Source organism: uncultured Aquimonas sp. (assembly GCF_937888285.1).
In the GTDB taxonomy this organism is placed as follows: Bacteria; Pseudomonadota; Gammaproteobacteria; order Xanthomonadales; family Xanthomonadaceae; genus Aquimonas.
Genome location: NZ_CALART010000015.1, coordinates 188,716 through 206,669, shown reverse-complemented (window position 1 = coordinate 206,669; position 17,954 = coordinate 188,716). Strand labels below are relative to the sequence as shown.

Annotated in this window: 16 protein-coding genes; 8 read left to right on the top strand and 8 right to left on the bottom strand. The window is 69.3% G+C overall.

The features are described 5' to 3' along the window. From trbF to Q0654_RS05475, 4 genes are all read left to right on the top strand, one after another. Window positions 1-389, top strand: a 389-nt coding sequence (gene trbF, locus Q0654_RS05490; protein WP_298851317.1) for a conjugal transfer protein TrbF, incomplete at its 5' end; no start/stop codon positions are given. After that, window positions 386-1,378 carry a P-type conjugative transfer protein TrbG gene (trbG, locus tag Q0654_RS05485; RefSeq protein WP_298851314.1) on the top strand — a complete coding sequence of 331 codons (993 nt, stop codon included), beginning with the start codon at window positions 386-388 and terminating at the stop codon, window positions 1,376-1,378. The genes trbF and trbG, both read left to right, overlap by 4 nt. Window positions 1,379-1,380: 2 nt before the next feature. Beyond that, window positions 1,381-2,655 carry a TrbI/VirB10 family protein gene (locus tag Q0654_RS05480; protein ID WP_298851312.1) on the top strand — a complete coding sequence of 425 codons (1,275 nt, stop codon included), beginning with the start codon at window positions 1,381-1,383 and terminating at the stop codon, window positions 2,653-2,655. After that, window positions 2,652-2,897, top strand: a complete 246-nt coding sequence (locus Q0654_RS05475; RefSeq protein WP_166159912.1) for a DUF2274 domain-containing protein — start codon at window positions 2,652-2,654, stop codon at window positions 2,895-2,897. Before Q0654_RS05480 ends, Q0654_RS05475 begins: the two co-directional genes overlap by 4 nt. A gap of 349 nt (window positions 2,898-3,246) precedes the next feature. Here the strand turns inward: Q0654_RS05475 and Q0654_RS05470 are convergent, their stop codons facing one another. Next, a complete protein-coding gene (locus Q0654_RS05470; protein WP_298851299.1) occupies window positions 3,247-5,040 on the bottom strand; it encodes a potassium/proton antiporter in 1,794 nt (597 codons plus the stop codon). A gap of 203 nt (window positions 5,041-5,243) precedes the next feature. On the opposite strand from Q0654_RS05470, the gene Q0654_RS05465 reads away from it, so the two are divergent. Then, the gene (locus tag Q0654_RS05465; protein ID WP_298851297.1) at window positions 5,244-5,666 is read left to right on the top strand and encodes a DUF2141 domain-containing protein; all 423 of its coding nucleotides are present in this window, start codon (window positions 5,244-5,246) and stop codon (window positions 5,664-5,666) included. A gap of 8 nt (window positions 5,667-5,674) precedes the next feature. Here Q0654_RS05465 and Q0654_RS05460 read toward each other — a convergent pair whose 3' ends face one another. The 7 genes from Q0654_RS05460 to dusB form a co-directional block, all read right to left on the bottom strand. Continuing rightward, complete coding sequence (locus tag Q0654_RS05460; protein WP_298851295.1) at window positions 5,675-7,180, bottom strand: YifB family Mg chelatase-like AAA ATPase; 1,506 nt, start codon at window positions 7,178-7,180, stop codon at window positions 5,675-5,677. A gap of 71 nt (window positions 7,181-7,251) precedes the next feature. Continuing rightward, window positions 7,252-7,530 carry an accessory factor UbiK family protein gene (locus Q0654_RS05455; protein ID WP_298851293.1) on the bottom strand — a complete coding sequence of 93 codons (279 nt, stop codon included), beginning with the start codon at window positions 7,528-7,530 and terminating at the stop codon, window positions 7,252-7,254. Between the two features lie 170 nt (window positions 7,531-7,700). Further along, complete coding sequence (locus Q0654_RS05450) at window positions 7,701-8,855, bottom strand: alpha/beta fold hydrolase (protein WP_298851291.1); 1,155 nt, start codon at window positions 8,853-8,855, stop codon at window positions 7,701-7,703. Next, entirely contained in the window at window positions 8,852-9,763 is a 912-nt protein-coding gene (gene rarD, locus Q0654_RS05445; RefSeq protein ID WP_298851287.1) for an EamA family transporter RarD, read from the bottom strand. The genes Q0654_RS05450 and rarD overlap by 4 nt, the downstream gene beginning before the upstream one ends. 187 nt (window positions 9,764-9,950) lie before the next feature. Beyond that, entirely contained in the window at window positions 9,951-11,129 is a 1,179-nt protein-coding gene (locus tag Q0654_RS05440; protein WP_298851286.1) for an ABC transporter permease, read from the bottom strand. Further along, complete coding sequence (locus Q0654_RS05435; RefSeq protein ID WP_298851284.1) at window positions 11,126-12,343, bottom strand: ABC transporter permease; 1,218 nt, start codon at window positions 12,341-12,343, stop codon at window positions 11,126-11,128. The genes Q0654_RS05440 and Q0654_RS05435 overlap by 4 nt, the downstream gene beginning before the upstream one ends. 30 nt (window positions 12,344-12,373) lie before the next feature. After that, window positions 12,374-13,366 carry a tRNA dihydrouridine synthase DusB gene (dusB, locus tag Q0654_RS05430; RefSeq protein ID WP_298851282.1) on the bottom strand — a complete coding sequence of 331 codons (993 nt, stop codon included), beginning with the start codon at window positions 13,364-13,366 and terminating at the stop codon, window positions 12,374-12,376. A 159-nt stretch (window positions 13,367-13,525) separates the two neighbouring features. On the opposite strand from dusB, the gene Q0654_RS05425 reads away from it, so the two are divergent. The 3 genes from Q0654_RS05425 to Q0654_RS05415 all read left to right on the top strand — a co-directional run bounded on the left by Q0654_RS05425 (window position 13,526) and on the right by Q0654_RS05415 (window position 17,826). After that, a complete protein-coding gene (locus Q0654_RS05425) occupies window positions 13,526-13,900 on the top strand; it encodes a hypothetical protein (RefSeq protein WP_298851280.1) in 375 nt (124 codons plus the stop codon). 6 nt (window positions 13,901-13,906) lie between these two features. Continuing rightward, window positions 13,907-16,564: an EAL domain-containing protein gene (locus Q0654_RS05420; protein ID WP_298851278.1), complete on the top strand. Its 2,658-nt coding sequence runs from the start codon at window positions 13,907-13,909 to the stop codon at window positions 16,562-16,564. 89 nt (window positions 16,565-16,653) lie between these two features. After that, window positions 16,654-17,826, top strand: a complete 1,173-nt coding sequence (locus Q0654_RS05415) for a cystathionine gamma-synthase (protein WP_298851275.1) — start codon at window positions 16,654-16,656, stop codon at window positions 17,824-17,826. Window positions 17,827-17,954: the final 128 nt, after the last annotated feature.

Here is a 17,954-nt window from a genome sequence, read left to right as displayed (position 1 = left end):
TGACGCTGGTGCGCTCGCTGTCCATCGACCCCATCGTCGTCCGCCAGAACTGGCTCGACGCCTACGACTACACCACCGACAAGGGCGCCCTGGCGCTCAACGACTACGCCCGCGTGAACGATCCGTTCGCGCGCATCGGCAAGGAGTCGGTGACGGTGCAGATCAGCAGCGTGACCCGCGCCAGCGACACGTCGTTCAACGTGCGCTGGACGGAGACGCGCTTTGTCAACGGCGCGCTGGATCGCACCGAACGCTGGAACGCGGTGATTTCCACAGTGCTGCAAACCCCGCGCACCGAGCAGCGCCTGCGCAAGAACCCCCTGGGCATCTACGTCAACGGCCTGTCGTGGAGCCGCGAACTGGATTCTTCCGAAGGAGCCAAGCCATGAATGATCTTTTCCGTAAATCCGCCTTGCCGGTGATCTTGCTTGCCCTGGCGGGCTGCGCCACGCAGGGCAAGCCACCGCCGACCATCTCGCTCGATGAGCCGGTGCAGGCCCAGCCGCTGCCCGAACCGCCCGCGCCGGTGGAGGTGGTGGCCGTGCCCGAGGTGCTGCCGATGCCGGCGCAGTTGAAGCCATTGCCCGAAGCCGAGGACGCCAAGCCCACGCCGGAGCCGGCCGACGAGACGGTGCGCGTCTCGCGCGCCAATGCCGAGGCCCGCGTCGCGCCCACGCGCGAGGGCTACGTCAATGCGATTCAGGTGTGGCCCTTCACGGATGGCGCGCTCTATCAGGTCTATGCGGCCGTGGGCCGCGTGACCGTGGTTTCGCTCCAGCCGGGCGAGGAGCTGGTGACAGTGGCCGCCGGCGATACCGTGCGCTGGATCGTGGGCGACACGTCCAGCGGCAACGGTGCCGACTTGCGCGTCAACGTGCTGGTGAAGCCCATTCGCTCGGGCCTGAAAACCAATCTGGTCATCACCACCAGCCGGAGGACGTACCTGCTGGAACTGACTTCCACGGAAAAGACGTGGATGGCGTCGGTGTCCTGGGAGTACCCGCGCGACCGGATACTGGCCTTGCAGCGCCAAGCGCAGGCGGCCAGCGCCGCCGCGCCGGTCGATAGCGGCCTATCGCTGGAGAACCTGCGCTTTCGCTACGCGATCAGCGGCAGCAATCCGCCGTGGAAGCCGCTGCGCGCCTTCGACGATGGCGCGAAGGTCTATATCCAGTTTCCCGCCGGCATCGCGCAAGGCGATCTTCCGCCGCTGTTCGTGATCGGGCCGGAAGGTGACGGACAACTGGTGAACTACCGCTTCCGCTCGCCGTACTACATCGTGGATCGCCTCTTTGGCGCGGCGGAACTGCGCCTGGGCGGCGACAAGGGCGACGTGGTGCGGATCGAGCGCACGGATGGCGTGGCACGGAGGAACTGACCATGAGCCAGGACGACACCCCCGACCTCGCCACGCCGCAGGCGGGCAAGGTCGCGCCCGAGGCGGTGGCGCTTCGTGCCCAGCCGCGTGCTGTGACCCGGTTGAACCGGCGCACGCTGGCCGTCCTCATCGGCGGCCTGTCGGTCGCCGTGCTCGGGGCCACGATCTGGTCGCTGCAACCGCAGCGGCGCAGCGCAGGCGAACAGACCGAGCTATACAACGTCGATCGCGTCTCGAAGTCCGAAGGGCTGGACGGTCTGCCGGCCGACTACTCGAAGCTGCCGCCGAAGGTGCCCGAGCTGGGGCCGCCGCTGCCGGGCGATCTTGGCCCAGCCATCGTGAACTCGCAGCAGCCGGCCGTGGCCGCTTACTCGGCTCCCGGCCACGATCCCAACGACGCTTTGCGCAAGGAGGCGGAAGCCGCAGCGGCTTCGTCGGTGTTCTTCCGCTCGGGCGGCCAGGGCCAAACCGCCGCCACGGTGGCGCAGGCAGCATCGGGCACTCCTGGCGCTACCAGCACGCTCGCCGCCTTCGATCCGCTCGCCGCTGGGCCGGCCTCGGCGGCAGCCCAGCTTGCCGCCCCTGCTGCTGCGCGGAGTCGGCAAGACCAGAACGAGGCATTCCTGCAAAGCGGTTCTACGGAAACCCGCAATTCCGGCCATCTGGCGCTGCCGGCCTCGCCGTATCAGGTCATGGCCGGAACGGTGATCGCTGGGGCACTGGTGACGGGCATCAAGTCCGATCTTCCGGGCGACGTGATCGGCACGGTGACGGAGCCGGTCTATGACTCGGCCACGGGCAAGTTCCTACTGATTCCGCAGGGATCGCGCATCCTCGGGCGCTACAACAGCCGGGTCAGCCACGGGCAGAGCCGCGTGCAGGTGGTGTGGAATCGGGTCATCCTGCCCGATACGTCCTCGCTGACGCTCGACAACCTCATCGGCACCGATCCGGCCGGTTACTCCGGCCTGGAGGATGACGTGGACTGGCACTGGGATCGCATCGTCGCGGGTGCGGTGCTGACAACGCTGCTGGGAGTAGGTGCCGAACTGGCCGCACCCGAGAACCGCCAGGATGGCAACCGCATCGTCATTGCCGGGCGCGACAGCGCCCAGGACAGCATCAATCAGGTCGGCCAGGAGATTACCCGGCGCAACATGGACATTCAGCCGACGCTGACCATCAGGCCGGGCCTGCCAGTTCGCGTCATCGTGAACCGGGATCTGGTGCTGCGGCCGTACCAGCCGCTGTTCTTCAATCGGGGGGCTTCGCAATGAACACGGCCAAGAAAATGCGGCTCGGGCCGCTGCCCAAGACCGAGAGCGTCAAGCTGACCTTTGCCTGCCCGGCCAGCCTGAAAGCCGACCTCGACCGCTACGCCGCGCTGCACGCGCAGACGTATGGCGAGGCGGTCGATGCCGAGAAGTTGATCCCACACATGCTGGAGGCGTTCATGGCGGGGGATAGGGGATTCAGGAAGGGCACCACGACGCGGAGCGTGCCGTCCAAGCCGACATGATGGCCTCGAACACTGCCCAGCAGCATCCATCGAACGCGCGGCCCAAGGCCGCGCGTTCTTCGTTCTGGATGCCACCAAGAGCGGCTTGGGCTATGATGATGAAACAGGCCCGCCGTTTCTCGGCAATCCAGCACGACACAGTGCGATGCGGCTTTCTCTCCCAACGCTCTTATGTGGCTCCTAGCCCAAGCGGCCAAACTTCTGCAAAGTGGCCTGAAAAAGAGCTAACCTACTGTCCCATATACGGTTTCAAGCCTTGCGTGATGGACACGAAAGACTTGACACCGGCACTTTTTTGTGCCTGCGCGCAGCGCCGGGCCTCGGCCTCGGCAGCCCCTGCGATCGGGGATCAGGACCGCTGCCGACGCTGCCTCAGCCGCTCCATCAGTCGCCGCATGCGGCCCGGCGAGCGCTGGAAGGCTTTTACTCCAGTGGCGAACTTGAGTCCGACACGAATGACCTGGTCGTCTTGCAGATCGCGCACCACCAGTCGCGCGTTGCCAACATCGAGGCTGTCGCCGACCTGGGGTTGCTCGTCGTAGCGTTCCGCGAACAGCTCGGCGGCCGAGCGGCCCTGCAGGCGTGGGCTCAGCCTCAGGCCATAGAAGTCGGCCAGCGGCCCCAGCGGCACATTGCCCGGCAGCGTGAACTCGCCGAACAGCTCGCGCTCTGCCTCCTTGGCCTCGGCGCCTTCGGCGAACAGCCAGTCGAGTCGAATGACGCGTCCCGGTGGCGCCAGGTAGTAGGCGTAGTCCTCGACGCGCAGATCGCGGGCCTCGTCCGGCGCCAGCACCTCGCCGCCGCGCACCACCAGGACCGGCCGCGCCCACGCTGGAAGGCGGCCCCGCCCGCTGAGGAGCGCGCAGTCCGGGGCCACCCGATAGCCGACCATTTCGTGTTCGAGCTGCCCGGGCAGATCGAGCTCGACGCGGCGCGAGGGCGGGTCGCGGCGTGGCACCGCGACCTTGAGCCAGAAGGCCACCGTGGCGAGGCTCCAGCCCTGCACCAGCAGGGAGGTCAGCACCACCACGAAGCCGATGTTGAAGTACATCTGGGCGTCGGGAAGGCCGACCAGCATCGGCACCGAGGCCAGGAAGATGCCGACTGCACCGCGAAGGCCCACCCACGAGACGAAGGCGATCTCGCGCTTGGGGAACTTGAAGGGCCACAGGCAGAGCGCGACCGCCAGCGGGCGTGCAACCAGCATCAGGAAGGCTGCGATCGCCAGCGAAGGCAGGGCCAGGTCCAGCAGGCGGGACGGGGTGACCAGCAGACCCAGCACCAGGAACATCAGCATCTGTGCCAGCCAGGTGGCCGCGTCCTGCACGCTCAGAACGTTGGCGAAGGCCCGCACCGGGCGGTTGCCGACCACCAGGCCGGCGATGTACACCGCGAGGAAACCGCTGCCGCCGAGAAGGTTGGTCAAGGGCACCAGGGCGATGGCGCCGCTGACGGCCAGCAGCGGATGCAGGCCGGAAGGCAGATCCAGGCGATTCAGCGCGGCGGCAAGGGCGCGACCGCCCGCATAACCCGCAAGGCCGCCCACGCCGATCTGCTGCAGCAGGTTCAAGGTCAGTGATCCTGCGGACAGATTCGTGGGCGACATGACCAGGCCTGCGAGCAGCAGGGTGAGGAAGATCGCCATCGGATCATTGCTGCCCGACTCGACCTCCAGCGTCGCACCGACGCGGCGCTGCAGGTGCAGGCCATTGGATCGCAGCAGAAAGAACACAGCAGCCGCGTCGGTGCTGGCCACGATGGCGCCAATCAGCAGCGCCGGCAGCCAGTCGATGCCGAGAATGAAGCGCGCGGCCGCACCGGTCAGCCCTGCGGTCAGCAGTACGCCGACCGTGGCGAGCACTCCGGCCGGGGCCAGGGCACCGCGCACCTGCGACAGCCGCGTCCGCAGGCCGCCGTCGAACAGGATGATCGCCAGCGCAACCGAGCCGAGCGCATAGGTGATCCGGTAGTCGCTGAAAACGATGCCGCCTGGACCGTCTTCGCCGGCCAGCATGCCGATCACCAGGAAGACCAGCAGCAGGGGCGCGCCGAAGCGGGTTGCCACCATGCTGGACAGGATGCCCGCGATCAGCAGGACTCCACCGACCAACATCCAGATGTCGTTGCTGTGCAGGCTTTCCATGCGCCCTCCGCGTGATCCAGCCGGAAGACTTGGCGGCGCGCAGCGCCCAAGTCAAGCGAAACGCCCGAAATGGCCCATGATTGCGGCAAGTGGGCGCAGGCATTACTTTCTGCAGCTTGCTCGCGGGATCAACGCCCAGCGCCGAGACAGGCGAGGCGACACGCAGCGGGGCGGTGGAGGGATCGACCCAGGGTGGACTTCGGATGAATCGGATGGTGTGGGGACTATCGGCCGGGCTGTGGGCCCTGGCGCTCGCAATGCCGGCGCGGGCAAGTCAGCTGGTGGTGGAGGTCACGGGACTGACCGACGAGGAGGGGCCGGTCGTCGTCGAGGTCTACGGCAGTCGCGTCGGCTTTCCGCGACAGCCCAGCTATACCCAGAGCGTCAGTGCAAGCGGCGGCGTCGCCCGCGCCGAGTTCCTCGATTTGGGCCCCAGCGACTATGCGGTGCACGTCTGGCACGACCAGAACGGCAACGGCCGGCAGGACCGGCGCTTTGGCGCCGAGCCCTTCGGCTACTCCAACCTTCCGGTCGGCGAACGCGGCGACTGGGACGAGGTGCGGATCAGCCTCGGCGTCGACCCCTTGAACCTGCGCTTCGACTTCGGCCCGCTGCGCGACGACTGAGCAGGCCGTCAGCGCCTGCGGTCCATGCGCCGATAGCCGATCGCCTCGGCCAGATGGGAAGCGGCGATCCGTTCCGCGCCAGCTAGGTCGGCGACGGTGCGCGCCACCCTCAGGATGCGCTGGCTGGCCCGGGCCGAGAGCTGCAGCCGCTCGACTGCTGCCTCGAGCAGGGCCTGTTCGGCATCGGATAGACGGCAGTGCGCCAGCAGTTCGGCCTGTCCGAGCTGGGCGTTCAATCGCCCGCAGCGCGCCATTTGCAGGTCGCGCGCGCGCGCCACGCGCATGCGTACCGCGGCGCTGCTTTCACCCGGCGGTGCATCGGGGCGCAGCTCCGCGGCCTGCACCCTGGGCACCTCGATCTGCAGGTCGATCCGATCGAGCAGGGGGCCGGAGATCCGGCCGCGATAGCGGCCGATCTGCTCGGCACTGCAGTGGCAGCGACCGGAAGGGTCGCCCGCCCAGCCGCAGGGGCAGGGATTCATTGCGGCAAGCAGCTGAAAGCGCGCGGGAAACTCGGCCTGTCGCGCCGCCCGAGAAATGGTGATGTGGCCGGATTCAAGCGGCTCGCGCAGCACTTCCAGCACGCGGCGGTCCCACTCCGGCAGCTCATCGAGGAACAGCACCCCGCGGTGGGCCAGGCTGATTTCGCCGGGACGCGGGTGGGACCCGCCGCCAACCAGCGCCACCGCGCTGGCCGTGTGGTGGGGCTGACGATAGGGCGGCACCCGCCAGCGCGCGGGGTCGATGCGTCCAGCCGCGATCGAGGCGATCGCAGCCACCTCCAGGGCGGCATCTTCGTCGAGTGGCGGAAGGATGCCCGGCAGGCGCTGGGCCAGCATCGACTTGCCGCTGCCGGGTGGCCCGCACATCAGCAGGTTGTGGCCGCCGGCTGCCGCGATCTCGAGCGCACGCCGCGCCAGGGCCTGGCCACGCACGTCGGAGAGGTCGGGGACTTCGCCGTGCGCTGTCGCCCGCGGCTCGGTCGCCGCCAGCGGCAGCTGCGACTGGCCGCGCAGGAAGGCGCAAACCTCAAGCAGGCTCGACGCGGTATGCGCACTGGCACCGCCGACCAGGCTGGCCTCATGCGCGTTTGCCTGCGGCAGCACCATCGAGCGCCCTTCGCGTCCCGCGGCCAGCACGGCGGGCAGGGCGCCGTCGACGCCGCGCAGGTCGCCGGTCAGGGCCAGCTCGCCGAGAAACTCATGGGCCGCGAGCGCCGCCACCGGCAGCTGTCCGGACGCGGCCAGAATGCCGAGCGCGATCGGCAGGTCAAAGCGTCCGCCGTCCTTGGGCAGGTCGGCGGGCGCCAGATTGATGGTGATGCGTCGCTGCGGCAGGTCGAACTGGCCGCAGATCAGAGCCGCGCGTACGCGGTCGCGGCTCTCCTTCACCGCGGTCTCGGGCAGGCCGACGATGGACATGCCCGGAAGTCCGCCGGAGAGATGCACTTCCACCTGCACCGACGGTGCACTCACGCCGTACTGGGCGCGGCTGTGGACCACGGCGAGCGCCATCCCTGGGCCTCCTGGAAGCTGCGAAACCGCGGCGGGTCAGCCGAACCGACTCGGGGCGGGCTGGTTCCGGCTCAGTTGCGGGTCTGCGAAGGCGTGTTCGCCTGCGCGTCGAGCCGGGCCTCCAGGTCACCCAGCACGCGCTCCATCAGGGCCAGCTTTTCGCGGGTGCGCATCAGCACCGCGCGCTGCACGTCGAACTCCTCGCGGGTGACCAGGTCCAGCTTGCTGAAACCGCTGTGCAGGGCGGCCCGGAAGTTCTTCTCGAGGTCCGCGCGGGCGTCCTCCATGCCGGGGGGCAGCAGTTCGCTCAGACGGTGGGCGAGGTCATCAAGGGCCTTGAGGCGGATCATCATGTGTTCCTTGGCAGTGCGCGTTCCGGGGCAGTCTAGGCAGCCACCCCGCATCGGTGCAGTCGGCGGAGTGCTCGTCGGGGGGTAGGAGTTTTCTTACCCCACGATGTCCCAGCGTGCATGGACGCGGCATTCTCGCACCGGCCCGCCTTCGGCGGTCGGGTGAGCGCTCAGCCGGGCGCAGCGGCCTCCGCAAGCAGTGCGAACTCGATCAGGTCGAGGCGCCCCGGGCGGGGCGGCACTGCGCTCGGCAGCGGATCCGCGGCCAGCTGCAGGCGCGGGCAAGCCTGGGCGGGGCTGGCCGCCACCGCGCGCATCCAGTAGGCGACCGGTGCACCCAGCCAATCGATGCGCAGCGGCAGGGTGATGTGGTCCTCCTGCGGCAGCTCGCGGTACTGCAGGGCGGTCACGCCAGCCGCCAGGCGGCGGCCGTGCTGCACGCCCACATGGCGATCGCGACCGCCGTGGATCAGCAGGGTGCAGGCCGAGGTCGAGGCCAGCAGTGGAGTGAGCTCGACCTCATCGAGATCGATTCCCAGCCGTGCGCTGCTGGCGGCGATCGCCGCTTCGACCCGCTCCGGGCTGAAGCGCAGCCGCAGCAGGGCGCGGGTGGCACGCTGCCACGGGCGCGGATCGGGGCTTTCCAGCAGGGCGGGAACCATGTCGCGCACAGCGTCGGCGGCGTTCGCGAAAGGTTCTAGCAGGGTCAGCGAAGCGAAGCGCTCCGGCAGCGCGGCGGCGAGATGGGCCGCGGTGGCGCCGCCGTAGGAGACGCCGAACAGATGCAGGGGGCCGACCAGATCCGAGCCGGCCTCCAGGGCGGCCAGCAGCTCGACCAGATCCTCGGCTTCGCGACGGCCGTAGCCCGGTGGCGCGTCGCCGCTTTCGCCATGACCACGCAGATCGACCAGAACGACGCGATGCCCGGCTTCGGCCAGCGTCAGGGCCCAGGGGTACAGACTGCGGCGATCCATGCCCCAGCCGTGCAGCAGCAGGGCCGTGCCGGCGGGCGCCTGTGCAAGCTGGCGAGGGCCTGCCCGGAAGCGCACGCGGGTCTCGACATCGCGCTGCACGCCGGCATCGAAGCCGTACTCGCCGGGCTCCAGGATCGAATACGCCAGACGCAGGCCGGAGACACTGACGTGGTAGCGCGTTTCCAGCCCCAGCGCCGCCGACAGCGCGGCTGCACCCTCTGGCATGGGCGCGCGGGACAGGCGCGGATCCACCAGCCGATCCTCGAGCGAGGGCAGGGCCGGGGCGGCGCAGGCGGCGATCACCGCCAGCCCCAGGCCCAGCAGCGCCAGCCTCGTGCGAGGCCTGCTCATACCGACACCGCCAGCGCGCGGCGCCGCTGCATCTGCCAGCCTTCGGCGGCGTACACCGCCAGCGCCGCCCAGATCAGACCGAAGCCGACCGCCTGCACCAGTCCGAAACTCTCTCCGAACACGAATACGCCGAGCAGGAACTGGATGCTTGGCCCGATGTACTGCAGCAGGCCCAGCACCGACAGCGGGATGCGGCGTGCGCCGTAGGCGAATGCCACCAGAGGCAGGGCGGTCAGCAGGCCGCCGGTGATCAGCAGCGCATCGGTAGCCCAGTTGCCGTGGAAGATGGCCCCGCCGCCGCCCTGTTCGGCCAGCCACAGCCAGGCGGCGGCCGGCAGAAACAGCAGCACGCTCTCGACGCCGAGCCCCGGCACCGACTCGACGGCGACCTGCTTGCGGATCAGCCCGTACAGCGCGAACGAGGCGGCGAGGCCCAGCGCGATCCACGGCGGGCGGTCCTGCTGCAGGCTGAGCCAGAGCACGCCGGCGGCGGCAAGGGCGACCGCGATCCACTGCGCGCGGCGCAGACGCTCGCCCAGCACGGCCACGCCGAGCAGCACGTTCACCAGCGGGTTGATGAAGTAGCCGAGGCTGGTTTCGACCACGTGGCCGCTGTTGACGCCCCAGATGTACAGGCCCCAGTTGAAGCTGATCAGCAGGCTGGAGGCGAACAGCATCCACGCCGCGTGGCGCTGGCGCAGGGCGCGGAACAGCCAGCCGGGGCCGTCCTTCCAGCACAGCCAGGCGACCACGAAGACCGCGCACCAGACGATGCGATGGGCCACGATCTCGAACGCGGGCACGTGCTTCAGCAGCGCCCAGTAGAGCGGAAACACGCCCCAGGTCAGGAAAGCGAAGACGGCCGCCGCAAGGCCTTTGCGGTCGAGGGGTTCGGGATGGGCGTTCACGGGCATCGACCTGCAAGCGGCATGCAGCGATTCCCCGTCGCGGGCGCGACGGGCGGGCATGGCGGGAGGGCGCGGCAGTATGCGCTTGTGGCGCCTGTGGCGCCGGGATTCGGGATTGGGGATTCGGGATTCGTTAAAGCAGGTTGCCGTGAGGCGAAGGCTGAGGGCGGGCCACGCCGGAGTCCGATCAGCCGCGCAGGGCCGCAGTCACCGGCAGGCGCGCGGCGCGTAGCGCAGGGGCAAGCCCACCCACGAAGCCGATGCCGAGTGCGATGACCAGGCCGCTCATCACCAGCTGCGGCGTCACCGCGAACTCGAAGGCGACCTGGGTGAAGCCGCCGCCCAGTGTGCTCACCGCGTAGCCGTTGAAGGCGAAGTAGGCCAGCGCGGCGCCCAGTGCTCCACCGAGCAAAGACAGCAGCAGCGCTTCCGCCATGACCGAGGCCACCACCGGCGCGGCGCCGAAGCCCAGCGCGCGCAGGGTGCCGATTTCCTTGGTGCGCGCCGACACTGCCGAGTACATGGTGTTGAGCGCGCCGAACACCGCGCCCACGCCCATGATCGCGGCGACGATGCCGGCCAGCACGCCGATGGTCGCGGTGAGGTTGCCGCTCTGGCCGGCGAAGAAAGCGTCCTGGCTGCGCACGTCCACATCGAGCTGCGGATCCGCCTTGAGGCGCGCCTCCACCGCCGGCAGCAGGCTCGGGTCCTTGAGGCGCGCGAGGATCGAGGACACACCCGGGCGACTGAAGGCGCCCTGCGCGGTCTCGCGGTCGGTCCACAGCTCGCTGTCGTAGGCGCCGCCGGATTCGAAGTGGCCGACGATGGTCCAGCGCCCGCCGCGGAAGCGCAGCTCGCGGCCCAGCTCCAGCCCGCTGAACTGCCGCGCTGCGCCGACACCGACGATGATCTCCTGCACCCCGGGGCGGAACATGCGCCCCTGCAGCAGCCTGAACTTGGGCCGCAGCGCGAGGCCCACCGGCTCGATACCACGCAGGCTGACATTGGCGCCGGTGTCCTGTCCCGGGCGCGGCACCTCGGTGATCACGATGAGTTCGCCCGAGGCCAGCGGCAGGCCGTCGGGCCCGCGCGCGATCGCCGGGTCCTGCTTGACCAGGGTCATGCTGGCCACCGCGAGAAAACTCGAGATTTCGCCCTGGCTGCCGCCGCGGCTCGCGACGACCTGGTCGGGCTCGCCGGTGCTGCCCAGCGTCTGGCCCAGGCCGGCCGACATCGACAGCAGGGCCACCAGCACGCCGACCACGCCAGCGATGCCGACCACGATCACCAGCGAAGGCGCCAGCCGCTCGGGAATCGAGCGCAGGTTCATCAGGGTGATCTCGCGGATCTGGGTCAAGCGGCTCATGCGCTGGCCTCCTCGCTGCGGCCGCCGAACAGTCGGCGCAGCGCGCGCTCGAAGGCGGAGGGCTCGCCACGGCCGGCGAGCGCATCGACGATCTTGAGCCGGCGCGCGGCCAGCGCAGGCGGCAGGCCCACGGCCAGGGTCAGCACCGCGACGCTGATGCCTGCGATGACCCACACGCGAAGATCGGCCCGTACCGGGAACTCGGGCGGCAGCACGCCGGTGGCCACACTCGCGACCGCCATGCCGAGCAGGGCGCCGACCAGACACAGGGCGAAGGCCTCGGCCAGCACCAGGCCCATCACCTGCCGATCGGTAAAGCCCAGGCACTTCAGCACGGCCAGCTCGGGAATGCGCTCGCGCACCGCCTGGCTCATGGCCACACCGGTCAGGAACAGGATCGAGAAGAACACCGCGCCGGTGATCAGATTGACGATCAGCCCGATGTCGCCCAGTTGGCGGATGAAGCCCAGCTGGAATTCGGATTCCTTCTGGGTCTTGGTCTCGTCGGAGGAATTCTCGAACTTGGCGTCGATGACGCTGGCGATGCGCTCCGAGGCTTCGGGGTCACTGATACGCACCACGAAGATGCCGGCCAGGCCCTTGCCACCCGAGCGCGCCTCGTCGAACTGCGCATAGTTCAGGTACATCAGGTTCGCGCGCTGCGACCAGTCCTCGTTGATGCCGTCGAAGATGCCGACCACCCGCCACTCCCAGGTGCGGCTGCCGCCGGCCTGGGTCCAGATGAAGCTGTTCAGCGGCACGATGTCGCCGACCTTCCAGCCGTACTGCTCCGCCAGATTGCGCCCGACAATCGTGCCGTCATTGGTGCTGATGAAGCGCAGCCAGCTCTCGTTGTCCATCACCCATTCGGGGTAGGTGTCGCGCAGGCGCTGCGGATTGACTGCGAACTGCGGAAAGAAGCCGCGTCCGTCCTGGTACTGGCCGCCGAAGAACTGCGAGTGGTTGACTGCGGCGACACCGGGCACGGCCTCGATCTGCGGCAGCATGCGCATCGGCAGGGGCTGGGTGAAGCTGGTGCTGGCCTGGGTGATCAGGCGGCTGGCGCCGAGGAAGTCGGCTGCGCCCGAGAACAGCGAGTTCACCGCCTGCAGCAGGCCCAGCAGGCTGAAGGCCGCGATCAGCGAAGCCAGCGTCAGAAAGGTCCGCAGCTTCTTGCGGAACAGGCCGGCGTAGATCAGTCCGAGGTACTTCACGGCGGCAATGTCCGAAGAGTGGGGGTGGGCTCAGGCGGCGCGGTCGAGCGTGAGGCCGGCCTCACGCGCCGCGAACCAGTCGCGGGCCAGCGCAGTTTGCGCCTCGGCCGTCGTCGCCGCGTTGACGAGCGCGCGGAAGCTGTCGCCGCCCTCGACATCCTTGGCATACCAGCCCAGGTGCTTGCGCGCGATGCGCAGGCCCTGTTCCTCGCCGTAGAACGCATACAGCGCGTCGAGATGGCCGAGCAGGATGTCGCGCACCTCGCTCAGGCCCGGCTCGGGCAGGCGCTGGCCGGTGGCAAGAAAATGTGCGATCTCGCGGAAGATCCACGGCCGGCCTTGCGCCGCGCGGTCGATCATCACCGCATCCGCCCCGGTCTCGCGCAGCACGGCAGCGGCCTTCTCGGGCCCGGTGATGTCGCCATTGGCCAGCACCGGGATGCGCAGTTCGGATTTGATCTCGGCGATCAGCGCGTACTCGGCCTCGCCCTGGTACAGGTCCTCGCGGGTGCGGCCGTGCACGGCCAGCGCCTGGATGCCCGCGGCCTCGGCGATGCGCGCGATGGCGAGCCCGTTGCGGTGCGCCCGCGCCCAGCCGGTGCGGATCTTCAGCGTCACCGGCACCTCGACTGCGCGCACCACCGCGTCGAGGATGCGGCCGACCAGGGCCTCGTTGCGCATCAGGGCCGAACCGGCCCAGGCGTTGCAGACCTTCTTGGCCGGGCAGCCCATGTTGATGTCGATGATCTGTGCGCCCTGCTCGACGTTGTGGCGGGCGGCGTTGGCGAGTTGCTCCGGCTCGGTGCCGGCGATCTGCACCGAGATGGGCTCCGGCTCGCCGGAGTGGTCCATGCGCAGCCGCGACTTGCGCGTGTGCCACAGCTTGGGATCGGAGTGGGTCATCTCCGACACCGCCAACCCCGCACCTAGGCGCTTGCACAGCACCCGGAAGGGCTTGTCGGTGACGCCGGCCATGGGCGCCAGCACCACGCGCGGTTCGATGGGGTAGGGGCCAATGCGCATGGCGCGCAGTGTAGCGGGCGGCCCGGTCGTCAAGCGTGGAACAGTGTGCCTTGGCGCACGTTTTGCAGCGGATCCGGCCCATGTCCGGCGGCGATCTGCGACCGTCGTTCACCCGTCTCTGCCTACACTCCGCAACCGCGTTCCGAGCCCTCATCGTTCATGTCCGAGCAGTACACCGCCGCCGATGCCGATACCTCCGCGTCGCAGCAGGCCCTGATCGAGGCCATGCGTCTCGGCAGCCTGCAGGCGCTGCGCGTGCTCGACACCGCGGAAGAGCCGGTGTTCGATCGACTGGCGCGTGCCGCCGCCGCCCTGTGCGGCACGCCGATCGCCCTGGTCAGCCTGGTCGATGAGGACAGGCAATGGTTCAAGGCCCGGGTGGGTCTGCCGGAGGCGCGCGAGACGCCGCGCGCCTGGGCCTTCTGCGACCACGCCATCCAGGGCGCGGGGCTGTTCGAGGTGCTCGACGCCGCCGCCGATCCGCGCTTTGCCGACAATCCGCTGGTGCAGGGCGAGCCGCGCATCCGCTACTAAGCCGGCGTGCCCCTGCAGCTCAGCGATGGGTCGCGGCCCGGCACGCTGTGCGTGATCGATCGCGTGCCGCGCCGCCTCGACGCCGGCCAGCGCGCCGTGCTGGCCGAACTGGCGGCGGCGACCGCAGCCCTGCTGGAGCAGCGCCAGCGCATGATGGAGCAGGACGTCAGCGCCAACGCGCGGATCGACTGCGAGCTGGATCGCGCGCAGACCCTGCTGGCCCGGCTCGCCGCCAGCGAGGCCAAGTTCCGGGTGCTGTCGGAGCGCTCGCCGCTGGGCGTCTTCCACACCGATGCCGGAGGCCGCTGCACCTATGTGAACGCGCGCTGGCAGGCGATCTTCGGCTGCAGCGCAGAGGACGCGCGCGGCACCGGCTGGCTCGCCGTGCTGCATCCCGAGGACCGGACCGGCGTGGCCGCCGCCTGGGAGGCCGCGGCGCACCTGGGGGCTGCGTTCGATCGTGTGTTCCGTATCCAGCGCGCCGACGGCGAGGTGCGGATCGTCCATTCGCAGGCCGCGGCCTTGCCCGAAGACGAACACGGCGGCGGATTCGTCGGCGTGGTCAAGGACATCACCGAGCGCCGCGCGATGGAGCAGCGCCTGCGCGAGAGCGAGGCCTTTCTCGAGCGCGCCAACCGCATGGGCGGTCTCGGCAGCTGGATGTACGAGCCCGGCACTGGCAAGCAGATGTGGTCATCCCTCGTCAGGCGCATTCACGATCTGCCGGAGGGAGAGACGCCGCCGCTGGAAAGTTACCTCGACTTCTATCCCCCTGAAGCTCGAGTCATCCTCGCGGACAGCTTTCGTCGCGCCGTGCGCGACGGGGTGCCCTACGATCTCGAACTGCCGATGGTCACCGCGCGCGGCCGGGCGATCTGGGTGCACACCACCGGCGAGGCCGATCGCGACGCCGACGGCCGCGTGCAGCGGGTGGTCGGCACCTTCCGCGAGATCACCCAGCGCAAGACGCTCGAACTCAAGCTCGCCTCCGAGCACGCCCTGCTGACGGTCACCTTGGATGCGATCAGCGATGCCGTGCTGTCCACCGACGCCGAAGGTCGGGTGGTGCTCATGAACCCTGCAGCCGAGCGCCTGCTCGGCCTGAGCGATGTCGAGGCGCGCGGACGCCCGGTCGAGGACGTCTTCAGCGTCTACGGCGAGCTTGACCGCGAGTCGATCGCGAACCCGGTACGGCTCTGCCTGCAGCGCGGTGAGGTGATAGGCCCCGGCGAGTTCGCCCTGCTGGTGTCGCCGGCGGGCAACGAGTACGTGGTCGAGGATTCCGCCTCGCCGATCCGCGACGAGGCCAGCCAGCTGCTCGGCGTGGTGATGGTGTTCCGCGACGTCAGCGAGCAGCGCCGGCTGTCGCGCGAGATCAGCCATCGCGCTGCCCATGACGCCCTGACCGGGCTGGTCAATCGCGGCGAGTTCGAGCGGCGCCTGGGTCAGACGCTCGAAAGTGCGCAGCTCCGCGAGGAGAGTCACGCCCTGCTGTTCATCGACCTCGACCAGTTCAAGCTGGTCAACGACGCCTGCGGGCACGCGGTGGGCGACGAACTGCTGAAGCAGGTCAGTCGCCTGCTGGGCGAATGCGTGCGCAGCGGCGACCTGCTGGCGCGTCTGGGCGGCGACGAGTTCGGCGCAATCCTGAAGCACTGCCGGCTCGATCATGCGCAGCGCGTGGCCCAGCAGATCTGCGAGCGCATGGAGGCTTTCCGCTTCGAACACGACGGCCGCCGCTTCCGCGTCGGCACCAGCATTGGCCTGGTGCCGATCGAGCGCGACTGGCCGGACGTCGCCACCCTGATGCAGGCGGCCGACACCTGCTGCTATGCCGCCAAGGAGGCCGGCCGCAACCGCGTGCACGCCTGGATGAACAGCGACGAGGCCATGCTGCAGCGGCGCGACTCGATGCGCTGGGCCAGCCGCATCGAATCGGCGCTGGACGAGGGCCGCTTCGAGCTGTGGGCGCAGCGCATCCAGCCGGTGCTGCCGCAGGCGGGCGCCAGCACGCACCTGGAGCTGCTGCTGCGCCTGCGCGAGGACGGCCAGTGCATCGCGCCAGGGGCCTTCTTGCCCGCAGCCGAGCGCTTCAATCTGGCCTCGCGGGTGGACCGCTGGGTGCTGCGCCGCGCCTTCGCCTGGATCGAAGCGCATGGCGAGGCCTTCGCCCATATCGATACGCTGGCGATCAATCTGTCCGGTCAGAGCATCGGCGACCGCGCCTTCCACCGTTACGCCAGCCAGCTGCTGCGCGAGTCCAGCTTCGACCTCCACCGTCTGTGCTTCGAGATCACCGAGACTTCGGCGATCACCGCGCTGGGCGATGCCACCGCCTTCATCAGCGAGATGCGCCGCCAGGGCGTGCGCGTGGCGCTGGATGACTTCGGCGCCGGCGCGTCCTCGTTCGGCTATCTCAAGCAGCTGCCGGTGGACTACATCAAGATCGACGGCCAGTTCATCCGCGATCTCGACCGCGACCCGCTGAACCAGGCCACGGTGCGCTGCTTCTGCCAGGTCGCCCAGGTGCTGGGCCTGGCCACGATCGCCGAGTTCGTCGATTCCGAGCGCGTGTTCGACGCGCTGAACGCGCTCGGCGTCGACTACGCCCAGGGCTATCTGCTGCACCGGCCCGAACCGCTGGACGCGCTGTTTCCCGGCTGAGCGCACTTTCCGCACTTCGGGCAATGCGCGCCAGCGGCTAGACTTCGCGCCTCGCCGAGCCTCTCGGCAGCCCCCACACGGAACGCCCCATGAGCAAGCCCTCGCACGCCCACCACGGCCTTGGCACGCGCGCCATCCACGCCGGCCAGTCGCCCGATCCGACCACCGGCGCGGTGATGACCCCGATCTATGCGACCTCGACCTATGTGCAGCGCAGCCCCGGCGACCACCAGGGCTTCGAGTACTCGCGCAGCCACAACCCGACGCGCTTCGCCTACGAGGACTGCGTCGCCGCACTCGAAGGCGGCCGCCGCGGCTATGCCTTCGCCTCCGGTCTCGCCGCCACTTCGACCGCGCTGGAAGTGCTGGACTCCGGCAGCCACGTGATCTGCATGGACGACGTCTACGGCGGCACCTACCGCCTGTTCGAGCGCGTGCGCCGGCGCTCGGCGGGGCTGGACTTCAGCTTCGTCGACCTCGACAACCTCGACGCCGTGGCGGCGGCGCTGCGCCCCAACACGAAGATGATCTGGTGCGAGACGCCGACCAACCCGATGCTGAAGCTGGTCGACATCGCCAGGCTCGCGGCGTTCGCGCGCGAGAAGGGCCTGATCCTCGCGGTCGACAACACCTTCTGCAGCCCGATCCTTCAGCGTCCGCTGGAGCTCGGCGCGCATCTGGTCATGCACTCGGCGACCAAGTACTTGAACGGCCACAGCGACATCGTCGGCGGCATGCTGGTGGTCGGCGAGCACGCCGAGCTGGAGGAGAAGCTCACTTTCCTGCAGAACGCCGTCGGCGGCGTGCAGGGTCCGTTCGACAGCTTCCTCGCCCTGCGCGGCCTGAAGACCCTGCACCTGCGCATGCGCGCACACTGCGAGAACGCGCTTGCCCTGGCGCAGTGGCTGGAAGCGCATCCCAAGGTGCGGCGCGTCATCTATCCGGGTCTGGCCTCGCATCCGCAGCACGCGCTGGCGAAAGCGCAGATGCACGGCTTCGGCGGGATGATCAGCGTGGTGCTCGACACCGATCTCGCCGGCACCCGCCGGATGATGGAGCGCTGCCAGCTGTTCGCGCTGGCCGAGTCGCTGGGCGGCGTCGAAAGCCTGATCAACCACCCGGCGATCATGACCCACGCGTCGGTTCCGCCGGAAAACCGCGCCAGGCTCGGCATCCACGACAACCTGGTGCGCCTGAGCGTCGGAGTCGAAGACCTGGCCGATCTGCGCGCGGAGCTTGAGGACGCGCTCGCTGCGATCTGATTGCGGAGCCGGATTGGGGATTCGGCATTCGGGAGCCGCAGGGGCGCGTGGCATGGGGTGGGCACGCGCCCACGCTGGCTGGACTCCCGCCTGGGCGGCGCTGAAGGATTCAGCGTTGCCGCGCGCCC